This is a genomic window from Nesterenkonia lutea (genome assembly GCF_014873955.1).
GTDB classification, from domain to species: domain Bacteria; phylum Actinomycetota; class Actinomycetes; order Actinomycetales; family Micrococcaceae; genus Nesterenkonia; species Nesterenkonia lutea.
The window spans coordinates 443,952-459,406 of the sequence record NZ_JADBED010000001.1 but is presented as its reverse complement, the minus strand read 5'-3'; the positions used below and the strand labels follow the sequence as shown (position 1 = coordinate 459,406).

The 15,455-nt window shown below is 67.5% G+C and carries 16 protein-coding genes; 6 read left to right on the top strand and 10 right to left on the bottom strand.

Going from position 1 to position 15,455, the window contains the following annotated elements; translation table 11 throughout:
• Window positions 1-7: 7 nt before the first annotated feature.
• The 10 genes from H4W27_RS02180 to H4W27_RS02135 form a co-directional block, all read right to left on the bottom strand.
• Window positions 8-661: a DUF501 domain-containing protein gene (locus H4W27_RS02180; RefSeq protein WP_192594472.1), complete on the bottom strand. Its 654-nt coding sequence runs from the start codon at window positions 659-661 to the stop codon at window positions 8-10.
• A 33-nt stretch (window positions 662-694) separates the two neighbouring features.
• Window positions 695-1,270 (bottom strand): FtsB family cell division protein, encoded by a 576-nt coding sequence (locus tag H4W27_RS13790; RefSeq protein ID WP_192594471.1) that lies wholly within the window; start codon window positions 1,268-1,270, stop codon window positions 695-697.
• 263 nt (window positions 1,271-1,533) lie between these two features.
• Complete coding sequence (gene eno, locus H4W27_RS02170) at window positions 1,534-2,814, bottom strand: phosphopyruvate hydratase (protein WP_192594470.1); 1,281 nt, start codon at window positions 2,812-2,814, stop codon at window positions 1,534-1,536.
• A 129-nt stretch (window positions 2,815-2,943) separates the two neighbouring features.
• Window positions 2,944-3,720 carry a MazG nucleotide pyrophosphohydrolase domain-containing protein gene (locus tag H4W27_RS02165; RefSeq protein WP_192594469.1) on the bottom strand — a complete coding sequence of 259 codons (777 nt, stop codon included), beginning with the start codon at window positions 3,718-3,720 and terminating at the stop codon, window positions 2,944-2,946.
• Window positions 3,721-3,764: 44 nt separating this feature from the next.
• Window positions 3,765-4,916: an adenosine deaminase gene (locus tag H4W27_RS02160; RefSeq protein ID WP_192594468.1), complete on the bottom strand. Its 1,152-nt coding sequence runs from the start codon at window positions 4,914-4,916 to the stop codon at window positions 3,765-3,767.
• Between the two features lie 71 nt (window positions 4,917-4,987).
• Window positions 4,988-5,734 (bottom strand): DedA family protein, encoded by a 747-nt coding sequence (locus H4W27_RS02155; RefSeq protein ID WP_192594467.1) that lies wholly within the window; start codon window positions 5,732-5,734, stop codon window positions 4,988-4,990.
• 10 nt (window positions 5,735-5,744) lie between these two features.
• Window positions 5,745-7,094, bottom strand: a complete 1,350-nt coding sequence (locus tag H4W27_RS02150) for a thymidine phosphorylase (RefSeq protein ID WP_192594466.1) — start codon at window positions 7,092-7,094, stop codon at window positions 5,745-5,747.
• Window positions 7,091-7,555: a cytidine deaminase gene (locus H4W27_RS02145; RefSeq protein ID WP_192594465.1), complete on the bottom strand. Its 465-nt coding sequence runs from the start codon at window positions 7,553-7,555 to the stop codon at window positions 7,091-7,093. The genes H4W27_RS02150 and H4W27_RS02145 overlap by 4 nt, the downstream gene beginning before the upstream one ends.
• 19 nt (window positions 7,556-7,574) lie before the next feature.
• Window positions 7,575-8,801: an amidohydrolase gene (locus tag H4W27_RS02140; protein WP_192596374.1), complete on the bottom strand. Its 1,227-nt coding sequence runs from the start codon at window positions 8,799-8,801 to the stop codon at window positions 7,575-7,577.
• 19 nt (window positions 8,802-8,820) lie between these two features.
• A complete protein-coding gene (locus H4W27_RS02135; RefSeq protein WP_192594464.1) occupies window positions 8,821-9,951 on the bottom strand; it encodes a mannose-1-phosphate guanylyltransferase in 1,131 nt (376 codons plus the stop codon).
• 361 nt (window positions 9,952-10,312) lie between these two features.
• Here H4W27_RS02135 and sdhC point away from each other — a divergent pair, with 361 nt between their 5' ends.
• The 6 genes from sdhC to H4W27_RS02105 all read left to right on the top strand — a co-directional run bounded on the left by sdhC (window position 10,313) and on the right by H4W27_RS02105 (window position 15,429).
• Window positions 10,313-10,699 carry a succinate dehydrogenase, cytochrome b556 subunit gene (gene sdhC, locus H4W27_RS02130; RefSeq protein WP_318782086.1) on the top strand — a complete coding sequence of 129 codons (387 nt, stop codon included), beginning with the start codon at window positions 10,313-10,315 and terminating at the stop codon, window positions 10,697-10,699.
• Window positions 10,700-10,701: 2 nt separating this feature from the next.
• The gene (locus H4W27_RS02125; protein ID WP_192594463.1) at window positions 10,702-11,205 is read left to right on the top strand and encodes a succinate dehydrogenase hydrophobic membrane anchor subunit; all 504 of its coding nucleotides are present in this window, start codon (window positions 10,702-10,704) and stop codon (window positions 11,203-11,205) included.
• Between the two features lie 79 nt (window positions 11,206-11,284).
• Window positions 11,285-13,072, top strand: a complete 1,788-nt coding sequence (gene sdhA / locus H4W27_RS02120; protein ID WP_192594462.1) for a succinate dehydrogenase flavoprotein subunit — start codon at window positions 11,285-11,287, stop codon at window positions 13,070-13,072.
• Entirely contained in the window at window positions 13,072-13,863 is a 792-nt protein-coding gene (locus H4W27_RS02115) for a succinate dehydrogenase iron-sulfur subunit (protein ID WP_192594461.1), read from the top strand. Before sdhA ends, H4W27_RS02115 begins: the two co-directional genes overlap by 1 nt.
• Window positions 13,864-13,899: 36 nt before the next feature.
• Window positions 13,900-14,901 (top strand): hypothetical protein, encoded by a 1,002-nt coding sequence (locus tag H4W27_RS02110; RefSeq protein WP_192594460.1) that lies wholly within the window; start codon window positions 13,900-13,902, stop codon window positions 14,899-14,901.
• A gap of 120 nt (window positions 14,902-15,021) precedes the next feature.
• Complete coding sequence (locus tag H4W27_RS02105; protein ID WP_192594459.1) at window positions 15,022-15,429, top strand: four-helix bundle copper-binding protein; 408 nt, start codon at window positions 15,022-15,024, stop codon at window positions 15,427-15,429.
• The last annotated feature ends 26 nt before the right edge of the window (window positions 15,430-15,455 follow it).

Below are 15,455 nucleotides of genomic sequence, written 5' to 3'. Positions count from 1 at the left end.
CAGCACTCTATGCGTTCTCCTCTTCGGGCTGCGAGCGGGGCGCGTCTTCGCTGGATGAGGTCTGCTGCCGGGCGAAGCCCTGGTTCGCGCGGCGCACGTGGCGGCTGAGATCTCGCTGTGGGACGGGGGCCTCATGGTCCCAGGACTGGGCGCAGGTGCAGGTCTCCGGCGTCCAGCTCTCCGCGATGCGGTCAAGTCCCTCGTCCCCCAGCAGATTGATTCCGCGTCCGACGGCGAGTGAATGTCCGACCAGCACGTGCAGGCATTTGACCCGTTCGGGCATGCCGCCTGCACTGACCCCTTCGATCTCCCAGACGGGATCCAGTCCGGCGAGCACGCGGATGCGCTCCCGCTCAGCGAGGTAGTTCTCGTGTGCTGCGCGGTGCGCGGCGGCGAGGTCAGCCTCGGTGCTGAGCCGCTGGGTCATCTCGGCCATCACGCCGGCGGCCTCCAGCCGGGAGACCGCGGCGGTGGCAGCAGGATGAGTCAGGTAGAACGTGGTGGGGAACGGGATGCCGTTGCTCAGCCGCGGGGCGGTGGCGGCGACCAGCGGGTTGCCGCAGACACAGCGGGCAGGGATCTCGACGACGTCGCGCACGGGCCTGCTCAGCTGCAGGCTGAGGGTGTCCAGATCGCTGGGGCGAGGCAGAGTCGAGTTCACGGGGCCCCAGCTTACTTCACAGACCTGGACAGCTCAGTCGGTGGCGGCGGAGCGGACCAGGGAGTCCCAGAGGGCCTCTGCCCAGGGCAGGTCCTGACGCACCTCGGCGGAGTCCAGCTCCGCCGCCTCGACGGAAGGCTCCTCCGCAGTTCCCATGACCTGGTAGCGCCGCTCCCCCGGCATGACCAGGTTGATCCGCTCGCGGGCCTGCTGACGGACGAAGTCCGGATCGTCCCAGCGCAGCAGCTCGGACTGCAGCTGCGCCTGCTCCTGGCGCTCCGCAGCGATCTGCGCCTCGAGCTCGAGCATCTCGGAGCGCTGCTGGAAGAAGCTGTGCACTGTGGGCACGAGGAAGGAGATGACCACCAGCACGACGATGCTCAGCACGATCATCCGGCCTGGAAACGTTCGCTCGGGCACTGTGGTGGCAGCACTGACCGGGGTCTTCGCCGAGCCTGAGGCGGAGGAGCCGCCGGCGCGCTTCACGCGCCGGGCGGTGATGTCTGCGGGGGTCCGGATCTCACCGGAGACCTGTTCGCGCTCGGCCAGCCGACGCGCCTGGGCCGCACGGGCTTTGACCTCCGAGGAGGATGCGCGTCTGTTCGGCACGAGATGTCACCGCCTTGAGGGGGAAGAGGGAAGTAGGCGTGGCTTCTCACGATATCTGCACCCGGCGACGCCGCCGAGTTCTGACACGCGCATGAAAAGGACGGGGTGCGGACCGTGGAGCTCACCGGTCGAAACCGGCGCTCCATGGCCCACACCCCGTCCAGGCAGCACAGCTGAGCAGGCGTCGCCCGTCAGCTGCTTCTGCTCAGGCGGTGCGGACTGAGCCCGCGCTGCTCAGCCGCGCCTCATCGAGCTGGCGCTGCTCAGGCGCTGAAGCGCGGGAAGGAGGAGGCGCCGGCGTAGCGTGCCGCATCGCCGAGCTCCTCCTCGATGCGCAGCAGCTGGTTGTACTTGGCCACGCGCTCGGAGCGCGCCGGGGCGCCGGTCTTGATCTGGCCGGCGTTGGTGGCCACCGCGAGGTCGGCGATGGTGGTGTCCTCGGTCTCGCCGGAGCGGTGGGAGATCATCGTGGTGTAGCGGCTGCGCTGGGCCAGCGAGACCGCGTCCAAGGTCTCGGTGAGCGAACCGATCTGGTTGACCTTCACCAGCAGCGAGTTCGCCGTGTTGTTGGCGATGCCCTTGCCCAGCCGATCCGGATTGGTGACGAAGAGGTCGTCGCCGACCAGCTGCACCCTGTCGCCGATCTGATCGGTCAGGGTCTTCCAGCCGGCCCAGTCGTCCTCGTCCAGCGGGTCTTCGATGGAGACCAGCGGATAGGCGTCGACGAGCTCGCCGTAGTAGGCGCTCATCTGCTCGGGGGTCTTGGACTCGCCCTCGAAGGTGTAGGCACCGTCGGAGAAGAACTCGCTGGCGGCCACGTCCAGGGCCAGGGCGATGTCCTTGCCGGGGGTGTACCCGGCCCGCGTGATCGCCTCGGTGATCAGATCCAGCGCTTCGCGGTTCGATGAGAGGTTCGGCGCGAAGCCGCCCTCGTCGCCGAGGCCGGTGGCCAGACCCTTCTCCTTCAGCAGCGCCTTGAGCGCGTGGTAGACCTCCACGCCGGAGCGCAGCGCCTCGGAGAACGTGGCCGCGCCGATCGGGGCGATCATGAACTCCTGGATGTCCACATTGGAGTCAGCGTGGGAGCCGCCATTGAGGATGTTCATCATCGGCACCGGCAGCAGGTGGGCGTTGGGACCGCCGAGGTACTTGTAGAGCGGGAGGTCCGAGGCATCGGCGGCGGCCTTGGCCACGGCCATGGAGACGCCGAGGATCGCGTTGGCGCCCAGGGAGCTCTTGTTCTCGGTGCCGTCAAGGTCCAGCAGGATCTGGTCGACGATGCGCTGCTCGGTGGCGTCCTGGCCTTCCAGCGCGGAGGCGATGACATCGTTGACCGCGGCCACGGCGCCGGTGACGCCCTTGCCGAGGTAGCGGTCCTTGTCGCCGTCGCGGAGCTCCACGGCTTCGAAGGCACCGGTGGAGGCGCCGGAGGGGACTGCGGCCTGGCCGAAGCTGCCGTCCTCGAGGAGGACGTCGACCTCCACGGTCGGGTTGCCGCGCGAGTCGAGGATCTCGCGGCCGTACACACTGACGATCAGAGACATATTCTGTCGGCTCCTTGTTTTTTTCATTCGGTGGGAAACTTGGACGTGTGCCGCGCGCGCCCTTGCGCCGGTGTGTTCAGATCTGACTGTTCAGCGCAGCTCCGCGCAGTTCCGCGCCGTTCCGGCTGTTCAGCTCAGTCGGTTGAGGTGACTGCGCAGCGCGCGCTCCGGATCCTGTCCGTTCGCGCGTGCGGTGCGCACCACAGCAAAGAGTAGTTCACCGAGCTCTTCCTCGTCAGCCGCGGACGGCGGCTCACCGGCCCGGGGCGGAAGATGTTCACCGCTGGCGCGTCCGAGCCGATCGATGACCTTGGCCGCCTTGGCGAGCGCGGGCAGGTGCGCGGGAAGCGAGCCGACGACGCCGGCCAGGTGGCTCTCGGAGGCCCCGTCCAGATCCGTCTCCCGCTGGTGGTGAACCGGCGGCTCCGCGGCGTTCTCATTCGCTGCGCCGCCAGCTCTCTCCTCCGCCTCGCTCGCCTTCTCGTCCGCCTTCTCGTCAGCCTTGATCCGTGTCCAGGCCGCCTCCACCTGCTCCACGGTGGCTGCGGGATCCACTGCGAGCTGTCCGTCGGCGGTGAAGACATGAGGACTGCGCCGCACGAGCTTGGCCGTGATGGCCTCCGCCACACCGTCGAGGTCAAAGCTGCCGCGCTCCTGGGCAAGCTGGGAGTGCAGCGCGACCTGGAAGAGCAGGTCCCCCATCTCCTTGCGCAGACCCTCATCGAGGCTCCCGGCCTCGATCTCCTCCAGCACCTCATAGGCCTCCTCCACCAGGTACTCGGTGAGGTCGGCGTGGGTCAGCTGGGAGGTCCACGGGCAGTGCTCGCGCAGCCGGGCGATGACCCAGCGCAGCGCGCTGATCTGCGCCCCCTCCGCCGGAGAGCTCGCCGCTGCGGGGGAGGTCATCACGCTGGACGAGGTCACCGTCGGGGCCGCTGGCTCCGGGCGGGTCACTGCCAGGCTTCGAGGATCATGGCCGCGAGCGCCTCGCGCTCCTCATGACCGATGAAGGAGGACTCCAGCGCGTTGATCTGGAAGTCAGCAAGCTCGGCGAGCCCATAGTCGAAGGTGCTCGCGAGCAGCGCCAGCTCTCCGGAGAGCGTGACGCCGGAGACCAGCCGGTTGTCGGTGTTGACACCGACGTTGAAGCCGAGCTGGTAGAGCATGTCGAAGGGGTGATCGCTGAGCTCGGGCTTCCCGCTCTCGGCGAAGCCCGCGATGGCACCGGTCTGCAGATTGGAGGTGGGGCTGACTTCGAGGTGGATCTGGCGGTCACGCACCCAGCGCGCGACCGGCCCCAGCTCCACCTGGAAGACCTCTTCACCGGCCGCCGAGTCCGGCTCGCTCTCGATGACGCTGATGTCATCGGCCACGCGCACACCGTGGCCCAGGCGCTGGGCGCGCCCGGAGACCAGTGCGTCACGGACCGACTCGATGCCGTCGCCCTCGCCGGCGTGGACCGTGGCGGGAAGCATCTCGCTGGCCAGTCGGGTGAAGGCGTCGGCGAATCGGCTCGGCGGGAAGCCAGCCTCGGGTCCGGCGATGTCGAAGCCGACCACGCCCTGATCACGGTGGCGCAGCGCGAGCTCCACCGCTTCGGAGGCGCGGTCGGACTGACGCATGGCAGTGACCAGCTGGCCGACCACGATCACGCCGTCCTTCTCGGCCACGGCCTCCATGCCCTCGTTCAGGCCCGACTGCACGGCCTCGACGGCCTCGTCCAGGCTCAGCCCCTGTTCCTGATGCTGCTCGGGCGCCCAGCGCACCTCGGAGTAGACGACGCCGTCGGCCGCCAAGTCCTCCACGTATTCCTTGGCCACCCGGCGCAGGTTCTGCGCGGTCTGCATCACCGCTGCGGTGTGCGCGAAGGCCTCAAGGTACTTCTCCAGCGACCCGGCATCTGCGTTCTGCCGGAAACGCTCGGCGAGCTCCTCGGGATCCTGGACGGGAAGCTCGTGACCGATCTCCGCGGCGAGCTCGATCAGGGTCTCCGGGCGAAGCGATCCGTCGAGGTGATCATGGAGGGAGACCTTGGGAAGGTTGCGCAGCTGCTCTTCGAGCTGGGCGGCGGCAGTGCGGACATCAGAAGCAGTGGAAGTCATGGGCCCGAGTCTATCGAGGACCGCTCCCGAAGTCGCCCAGGAGATTCGGCCGGGACACCCCGCTGGATGTTTCAGCGGGAGGATTCAGCAGGAGGCGTGCCGTCGTCGTCGGGATGGCGCCTGTCCCGGTGCAGCCGCAGCGGCGCCTCCACAGGAAGCGCCGCAGTGTCCAGGTAGCCCTCAGGGTCGATGTGCACGCCCTTGCGGTCCAGCCAGGCCGCGAGAAGTCGGAAGAGGCGGTCGAAGATCCAGCCCAGCAGCACCGCTCCGGAGATCGAGACGGTCATCGCCACCAGCACCGAGTCGAAGATGTTCGCGCTGATCGCCCCGATGCCCACCGAGTAGGAGGCCCAGACCAGAGAGGCGATGAGGTCGATGATCAGGAACCGGCGCAGCGAGAAGCGCGTGGTGCCGGCGACGAAGTTGATCGCCACCCGAGCCCCGGGGATGAAGCGGCCCACGAAGATCAGCAGCACTCCGCGCTTGTCCAGCTCGTGCCGAGCCCAGATCAGCGTCCGCTGCGGAGCAGGTCGACGCATCCATCCGAACCGCATCGGGCCGATGGCGCGGCCTATCCGGTAGGCGATGAAGTCGCCGAGCAGGGCGCCCGCGGCTGCCACCAGGATCACCCAGAGCAGGAACGGTGTGCCGGGCTCGTCCGCGAGCGAGCCCAGACCGACCACCAGAGAGTCGGAGGGCACGATCGGGAAGAAGCCGTCGATGATGCACAGCAGGAACAGCCCCACCAGCGTCCACCACCCGGAGGCGGCGTCAAGGATGCCCGCGTTGATGGCATCAAGGAGTTCTCCAGGCCCCATGCCGATGTCCTCAGTCGGTCAGGTCTGCCGCGCTGATCCGGTCGAAGACCAGATCCGGGGCCTCATGCGGGCCGCCGTCGGCATCCACGTCCACCGCCCCCTCGAGCGACTGCGCGGCGCGGGAGATCCGGTGCTCGTCGTCGGTGAGCAGGGTGAACAGCGGCTGGCCTGCGGTGAGCGTGTCACCCGGCTTGGCATGCATGCGCACTCCGGCGCCTGCCTGCACGGAGTCCTGCTTCCGGGCACGTCCTGCGCCGAGTCTCCATGCGGCCAGCCCGACGGCCATCGCGTCCAGCCGGGTCACGGTGCCAGAGACCGCCGCCGTGATGGTGTGGCTGTGCCTGGCCTGCGGCAGGTCCGCATCCGGGTCCCCGCTCTGGGCGGAGATCATCCGGCGCCAGGAGTCCATCGCCCGGCCGTTGCGAAGATTCTCTGCCGGGTCGACTCCGCTGATCCCCACGGCGTCGAGCATCTCGCGGGCAAGTGCCACGGTGAGCTCGACGATGTCGGCAGGGCCGCCGCCGGAGAGCACCTGAATCGATTCCTCGACCTCGATGGCGTTGCCGGCGGTGAGCCCCAGCGGGGTGTCCATCTCGGTGAGCAGGGCCGTGGTGCTGACCCCGGCGTCGGTGCCCAGCGCGACCATGGTGCGGGCGAGCTCCACGGCGTCCGCCCGGGACTTCATGAACGCCCCGGAGCCTGCCTTGACGTCGAGCACCAGTGCGTCCGTGCCCTCGGCGATCTTCTTGGACATGATGGAGGAGGCGATCAGCGGCAGGGCCTCCACGGTGCCGGTGACATCGCGCAGCGCATAGAGCTTCTTGTCGGCGGGAGCCAGACCCGGGCCTGCTGCGCAGATCACGGCGTTGACCTCGTCGAGCTGACGCAGCAGCTCGGTGTTGCTCAGCTCAGCCTGCCAGCCGGGGATGGATTCGAGCTTGTCCAGGGTGCCGCCGGTGTGGCCCAGTCCGCGCCCGGAGAGCTGCGGCACGGGCACGCCGAAGCTGGCCACCAGCGGTGCCAGCGGGAGCGTGATCTTGTCCCCCACACCGCCGGTGGAGTGCTTGTCGGCGGTGAGCCGGCGCGCGCCGTCGGGGGTGCGCAGCGAGGAGAAGTCCATCCGTTCTCCCGAGGCGATCATCGCCGCGGTCCAGTGGCCGATCTCCTCACGGGTCATGCCGTTGAGCAGGATCGCCATGGCCAGCGCCGACATCTGCTCATCGCCGACGAACCCGTCGGTGTAGGCCGCGATCATCCATTCGATCTGCTCCTGGGAGAGCCGCCCGTGGTCCCGCTTGGTCCGGATCAGCTCCACGGCGTCATGGGCGGAGCGGTCGTAGGTCAGGCCGGCAGGGCTCATGTCGTCTCCGTATCGGTCATCTCAAGATCACGCGGGCCGAAGGACTCGGGAAGCAGGGCCGCCAGCGTGGTGGCGCCCTTCGCCGTGCGCACGTGCATCGTCTCGGCGGAGAACTCATGGAGCAGCTGCCGGCAGCGCCCGCAGGGCGTGATGTACTCGCCCTCGCGGTTCACGCAGGTGAAGGCCACGATCCGGCCGCCGCCGTTCATCTGCAGCGCGCCGATCATGGTGCACTCGGCGCAGAGCCCCAGCCCGTAGGAGGCGTTCTCCACATTGCAGCCCGAGATGATCGACCCATCTTCGAGCAGCGCGGCGGCGCCCACCGGGTAGTTCGAATAGGGGGCATAGGCCCGTGTCATCGCGATCCTGGCCTGAGTGGTGAGGCGGTCCCAGTCGGCGTCGTGCTCCGGGGCCGGGATGCGCGCGATCCGTCCGGTCAGAAAATCATCGTCCTGAGTCATAGAGGCCATCCTACGAGGCTCAGCGGGACTGGGTGCGGCGCAGCTCGCGGATCGCGCCCAGCGCGGTGGTCACCATGATCTTGGTCCCATAGCCGATCGCGCGCTCATCCGGGACGTAGTCACCGCGGTGCAGATCGAACTCCGGGCCGCCGGGGGTGTTGGTGCCCAGCCGGAACATGGCCCCGGGAAGCTCCTGGGTCATCCAGGCGAAGTCCTCCCCGCCCATGGACTGCGGAGCGAGCTCCAGACCCTCGGAGCCGAGCACCTCACGGCCGGCGTTCTCCAGCAGCGTGGTCTCGCGCTCGTTGTTGATCACCGGGGGCACGCCGCGGATGTGCTCGAGCTCGACCTCGACCCCGTAGGGCGCGGCGACCTGCTCGACGATCTGGTCGAGAAGCTTCCCGGCGTCGCGCCAGGCATCGGCGTCGAGGATCCGCATGGTTCCGACCAGGGTGCCGGTGGAGGGGATGGCGTTGTGCGCGCTGCCGGCCTCGATCTGTCCCCAGACCAGCGAGACCGCCGAGCGCACGTCCACGCGCCGGGAGAGCACGGCAGGCACGGTGGAGGCGATGTGTGCCAGCGCGGAGATCATGTCTTCGGTCAGATGCGGGCGGGAGGTGTGCCCGCCGCGTCCGGCGACGTTGATGCGCACCACATCGGCCGCCGAGGTGATGGCCCCGATCCGGGTGCCGATCCTTCCCACGTCGATGCGGGGGTCGCAGTGCAGCGCGAAGATCCGCGGAAGCGGGCTCAGCACATCCTGACGCACCATCTCCAGGGCTCCGCCGGGCATGGTCTCCTCGGCAGGCTGGAAGATCACCCGCACGCTGGCGCCCAGGCCGGCGGGGTCGCCGTCGTCGATCCGGTTCTCATGCAGCTGCTGCAGACTCAGCGCGACCCCGAGCGCGACCGTGGTGTGGATGTCATGGCCGCAGGCGTGGGTGACGCCGGGGTGGGTGGAGGCGAAGGGCAGCTCGGTGAGCTCCTCCACCGGCAGGGCATCGATGTCACCGCGGAATCCTGCGGCGAACTCCCCCTCGCCGACGTCCACATAGAGGCCAGTGGTCTCGGGCATCAGCTGTGGGTCCAGCCCGGCGGCGCGCAGATGCGCGGCGAGCTTCTCGGTGGTGCGCTCCTCCTTCCAGGACAGCTCCGGGTGGGCATGCAGATCCCTGCGGACCGTGACCAGCTTCGGCTCGAGCGCGTCGACGAGCTCGGCGGCAGAGGCGTGGGCGGCCTTGAGCATCACGCTGCGGGGTGCCGGTTCAGAGGACATCGGATTCTCCATGGGCCTTCAGCGCCTCCACTGCCTGCTTCACCGACTGCGCGTGATCGGTGGTCGTGACCAGCAGCGCGTCCGGGGTGTCCACCACCACGATGTTCTCCACTCCGATCAGTGCCACCAGACGCTGGGTGTCCGAGACGACGACGCCGGAGGACTGGTCCGAGTAGACCCTCGCCTTCTCCCCCAGGACAGTCATGGACTCCTGCTCTCGGGCCGGGTTCAGCCGGGCGATGGCCGCGAAGTCCCCCACGTCATCCCAGGTGAAGGTTCCCGGGATCACCGCGACATCCCCGGCGGCCGCTGCCGGCTCGGCCACGGCGTAGTCGATCGCGATCTTCGGCAGCTGCGGCCAGACCCTGGCGGTCACCTCGGCCTGCTGCTCGGTTCCCCAGGCGGCGGCGATCTCGGTGAGTCCGGCGTGCAGCTCAGGCTCGGCGCGGGCGAGGTGCTCCAGCAGCAGTGCCACGGGGGCGACGAACATTCCCGCGTTCCAGAGATAGTCCGCAGAGGCCACGTACTGCTCGGCGAGCTCCTGGCTGGGCTTCTCCACGAACTCCACCACCTCATGGGCATGCGGAGCGTCCTGGATCGGGGCGCCCTCGAGCTGCAGCGCGGCGCCGCGGCGGATATAGCCGAAGCCCGTGGAGGCGTGGGTGGGGGTGATCCCGATGGTGACGATCTTGCCGGTGGCGGCAGCGGCGACGGCCTCGCGCACGGCCTGCTGGAAGACGTCCACCGGCGCGATGACCTGATCCGCGGCGAAGGAGCCCATGATGATCTCCGGATCGCGGCGGTGCAGGATTGCGGCGGCGAGCCCGATGGCCGCCCCGGAGTCCTTGGGCTCCGACTCGAGCACCAGGTCCTCGGTGTTCAGCTCCGGGATCTGGGCCCGCACCGCCTCGCGGTGGGACTCCCCGGTGACCACCATGACGCGGCTGCCGGTGAGCGGCGCGAGCCGCTCATACGTCCCCCGGATCAGCGTGGTCCCGGCCCCGGTGAGGTCGTGGAGAAACTTGGGGGCGCTGGCGCGGGAGAGCGGCCAGAGCCGCGTCCCCACTCCACCCGCGGGGATCACCGTATAGAACTTGTCCAAAGCTGCCTGTGAAGTCACCTCCCCAGGGTAGACCCATACCCTGGCGCGCCCCGTCAGCCGCGCAGCGGGCCTGTCTTCGGGTGCACTCTCACAGCGCACTGGAATTGCGTCATAACATTGCGAATCTTCTACACGTTGTAGAACCCGATGGGGCGCGCCGTCATTTCGCGTCGAGCGTGCGGAGAGGTCCCTGCGGAACGGCGCAACAATGCCTGGACAGGCGCACCATGAGCCGCATGGGGGGTCGCGGTGCTCTACTCTTGTACATGACATCGCACTCGCGCCGGCGTCACGGATTCCGCACCGCCGCAGCGAAGAACACACGTACGCAACTGTGCGGCGCGGAACGCCATGCAAAGATGCAGGGAGGTAATGACAGGTGACGCAGAAAAAGGGCACACTCTATAAGGGCCGGGAAGGCATGTGGTCCTGGGTGGGGCACCGGATCACAGGTGTCGGGATCTTCTTCTTCCTGCTGGTGCACGTACTCGACACGTCTCTCGTGCGAGTCTCGCCAGAGGCATATGACGCGGTGATCGGCGCGTATAAGAACCCGATCATGATCATGGGCGAGATCGGCCTGGTCGGCGCCATCGTCTTCCATGCCTTCAACGGTCTGCGGATCATCCTCGTGGACTTCTGGTCCCAGGGAACCCGCTACCACAAGCAGATGCTGTGGGCCGTGATGGGCCTCTGGGCGATCGTGATGATCGGCTTCACAGCACGCCACGTGATGCTGTTCCTTGAGGGCTGGGGAGGATTCTGAAGATGACGACCACAAATTCCGTGGCCCTGCCCAACCAGGGCATCGCGGCCCCCCGATCCGGACGGATCGATCCCAAGTACCTGCGCAGCTCCTCGGGCTCCTCGAGCAGCTTCGAGATGGCCGGATGGGTCTTCATGCGCGTCTCCGGCGCCGCTCTGGTGCTGCTCATCTTCGTGCACCTGTTCGTCAACCTGCTGGTCGGCGAAGGCATCCACCAGGTCGACTTCGGCTTCGTCGCAGGCAAGTGGGCGAATCCGGTCTGGCAGTTCTGGGACCTGACGATGCTCTGGCTGGCCATGCTCCATGGCGGCAACGGCATGCGCACGATCATCAACGACTACGCGGAGAAGGACTCCACACGGATGTGGCTCAAGTCCATCCTGTGCCTCTCCGTCGTCGTGATCATCGTCCTGGGCACCATGGTGATCTTCACCTTCGAGCCCTGCATGGTCGACAACACCGGCGCGCTGCTGGACTCGGCACCCTCCTTCTGCCAGAACGCCTGAGGTCCGCCGGGGCGTCCCCGGTGCGCACCTCCGTGCGTTCGCAAGCTTCCGAACACCAAGAAAAGAGAGCCACAAGCTGATGCAGGTTCATAAGTACGACGTCGTCATCGTCGGCGCTGGCGGCGCAGGCATGCGGGCAGCCATCGAGTCCGGACAGCGCGCCCACACGGCGGTGCTGACCAAGCTCTACCCGACCCGGTCTCACACCGGCGCCGCCCAGGGCGGCATGTGTGCCGCGCTGGCCAATGTCGAAGAGGACAACTGGGAGTGGCACACCTTTGACACCGTCAAGGGCGGTGACTACCTGGTGGACCAGGACGCCGCGGAGGTCATGGCCAAGGAGGCCATCGACGCGGTGCTGGACCTGGAGAAGATGGGCCTGCCCTTCAACCGCACTCCCGAGGGCAAGATCGACCAGCGACGCTTCGGCGGGCACACCCGTGACCACGGCAAGGCTGCCGTGCGTCGGGCCTGCTATGCCGCGGACCGCACCGGGCACATGATCCTGCAGACGCTGTACCAGAACTGCGTGAAGCACAACGTGGAGTTCTACAACGAGTACTACGTGCTGGATCTGCTCACGGTGGAGGAAGAGGTCACCCGTGAAGACGGCACGACCTACATGCAGAAGAGGACGGCCGGCGTCGTCTCCTATGATCTGGCCAACGGCGAGATCCACGTCTTCCAGGCCAAGTCAGTGGTCTTCGCCACCGGCGGTCTGGGCAAGATCTTCAAGACCACCTCGAATGCGCACACCCTGACCGCCGACGGCATGGCCCTGGCCTACCGCGCCGGCATCCCGCTCGAGGACATGGAGTTCGTGCAGTTCCACCCGACCGGCCTGGCCGGACTGGGCATCCTCCTCTCCGAGGCGGCGCGCGGCGAAGGCGCCATCCTGCGCAACTCCGAGGGTGAGCGCTTCATGGAGCGCTACGCTCCCACGATCAAGGACCTCGCACCGCGTGACATCGTGGCGCGGTCGATGGCCAACGAGGTGCGCGAGGGGCGCGGCGCCGGTCCGAACAAGGACTATGTGCTGTTGGACCTGACCCACCTGGAGCCCGCACACATCGACGCGAAGCTTCCTGACATCACCGAGTTCGCACGCACCTACCTCGGAGTCGAGCCCTATACCGAGCCCGTCCCGGTCTTCCCGACCTGCCACTACGCGATGGGCGGCGTGCCGACCAACGTGAAGTCAGAGGTGCTGCAGGACAACGACACTGTTGTCCCGGGCCTGTTCGCCGCCGGGGAGGTCGCCTGCGTCTCGGTGCACGGCTCGAACCGTCTGGGCACCAACTCGCTGCTCGACATCAACGTGTTCGGCAAGCGCGCCGGTCTCGCCGCCGCGGAGTATGCCAGCACCGCTGAGTTCGTGGACATCCCGGAGAACCCGACGGCGTTCACCGAGAACCAGCTCAACGCGATGCGCGCCTCCACCGGCGGTGAGCGCACGGCGACGCTGCGCACCGAGCTGCAGGAGACCATGGACGCGAACATGCAGGTGTTCCGCTCCGAGGAGACCATCAAGGAAGCCCTCGCGGTCATCGCTGATCTGCGCAAGCGCTATAAGAACGTGCAGATCCAGGACAAGGGCAAGCGGTTCAATCTGGACCTGCTCGAGGCTGTGGAGCTCGGCTTCCTGCTGGACATGGCCGAGGTCATGACGGTGGCGGCCCTGCACCGCAAGGAATCCCGCGGCGGTCACTACCGCGAGGACTTCCCCGAGCGTGATGATGAGAACTTCATGCTGCATTCGATGATGTACCTGGATACCGAGTCCTCGACCGAGGGCACCCACGGCATCCGCGCCGACACCAAGCCGGTCGTCTTCACCCGTTACGAGCCGATGGAGCGTAAGTACTGATGAGCACTCCCACCCAAGAAGTCGCAGAGCCCGCGTCCAAGATCGACCTGGCCGAGGTCGGTGGCGCCGGCGGCGAGATTCCGAGCTTCGAGATCACCCTGCAGGTCCGCCGCTACGACCCGGAGTTCTCCGAGGACGCGCGCTGGGATGAGTGGAAGCTCACCATGTATGGCACTGACCGCGTGCTGGATGCCCTGCACAAGGTCAAATGGCAGATCGATGGATCCCTGACCTTCCGGCGCTCCTGCGCCCACGGCGTCTGCGGCTCCGATGCCATGCGCATCAACGGCCGCAACCGCCTGGCCTGCAAGGTCCTGCTCAAGGACCTGGACACCTCCAAGCCGATCCTGGTCGAGCCGATCAAGGGCCTGCCGGTGGAGAAGGACCTGATCGTGGACATGGAGCCCTTCTTCCAGTCCTACCGCGAGATCATGCCCTTCATGGTCAACAACTCCCCTGCCCCGTCCGCCGAGCGTCTGCAGTCTCCCGAGGAGCGCGAGCGCTTCGACGACACCACCAAGTGCATCCTCTGTGCCGCCTGCACCTCGTCCTGCCCGGTCTTCTGGACCGATGGTCAGTACTTCGGCCCGGCGGCGATCGTCAACGCGCACCGATTCATCTTCGATTCCCGCGACGACGCCGGCGACATGCGCCTGGAGGTCCTCAACGACAAAGAGGGCGTGTGGCGCTGCCGCACCACCTTCAACTGCACCGATGCCTGCCCGCGCGGCATCGAGGTCACCAAGGCCATCCAAGAGGTCAAGCGAGCCGTGCTGACCCGCAGCATGTAGGAATCACGCATCAGAGCAGACAGGTGGGGTGACCTCGTGGACAGATATGAAGCTGCCGCCCAGCATCTGATCGACGTCGGGGTCGGGAGGACGAACTTCACGAACATCGTGGTCGCCGCTGAGGCGCTGGATCGCGGCATCACCGTCAGGAAGTCAGCCAACAGTCGACGCATGGTGCTGGAGCACCAGAACCGCATGCGAACCTGGAACGGCGGGGGCACGAACCACAACGGCGACCTCGTCAAGAAGATCGCCGCCTATAAGGACGTCGCCAGTCGGCTCTTTCGGGATCTGAAGGTCAACGCTCCCGAGAACGCGGTCTTCTCCCCCGCGGAATCAGCCAGAGCGTGGGCCTGGGCCTCACCCTTCACCAAGGTCGTGGTCAAGCCGCACAACGGCCGCCAGGGCCAGGACGTCTTCGCCGGGATCGAGACCGAAGAGGAGTTCCACGCGGCGTTCACCCGCGTGGGGGCCACCAGCGGCCGGATCCTCGTGGAGGAGTTCTTCACCGGCGTGGAGCACCGCTGCCTGATCGTCGACGACGTCCTGATCGCAGCCACTCGACGCAGACCGGCCAGCGTGCTCGGAGACGGCAGGATGAGCATCGCCGACCTGGTGGCCGCGAAGAACCTGGATCGGGGACCGATCCACAAGGAACTGGTCATCGACGACGTCTCGCGTGAGTACCTGGCTCGCCGGGGCTACGGACTCGACACCGTTCCGGAGGTCGAGGAGCGCGTCTACCTCCGCAGCACGTCGAATCTGCACACCGGAGGAGACGCGGTCGACGCCACTGATGAGATCGGCGACGAAGAGCGTGAACTCGTCGAGCGCGCGGCGCGGGCTCTCCCGGGACTCAGGATCGTCGGGTTCGATGTCCTGCTTCCACGTGGCGAATCTGATGTCCACGATCCCTCTGTCCTGGAGATCAACGCCAGCCCGATGATCTCCATGCACCACTTCCCCTGGTCCGGGCAGCCGCGCGATGCGGCGCGTCCCGTGGTGGACTCACTCTTCCCCCGGACCGCCCGCCGCTGAGCCTGCGGGACCGCGTGAGGCGGCCTCGGGCTGCATGCGGGGGTTCCGCCGCGGAGGCAGACCCAGTAGCCTCGGCCGTGGAAAGACCGAGGAACCGCGATCACCGGAAGAAGGATCATCATGACTCACGTGACCGAGATGCTCAAAGCACATCCCCGCGGCGCCCGCGTCGGCGACCAGGAGAAGCTCGCAGCGTGCATCGCCGCCTGCTATGAGTGCTCCCAGACCTGCACCGCCTGTGCCGACGCCTGCCTGAGCGAGCCCAGCGCCGGGGAGCTGACTTCCTGCATCAGCACCGATCAGGACTGCGCGGACATCTGCCTCGCCACCGGCCGCGTGCTGAGCCGGCTGACCGGGGAGAACACGGCGCTCGTGCGTGCGGCGCTGAGCGCCTGCATCGAGGCGACCCAGGCCTGCGCGAAGGAATGCGAACAGCACGCCGAGATGCATGACCACTGCCGCATCTGCGCAGAGGCCTGCCGCCGCTGCGAATCCGCCTGCCAGGAGCTGCTCAGCACACTGAGCTGAGCCAGGCGACGCAGACCGCGGGCCTG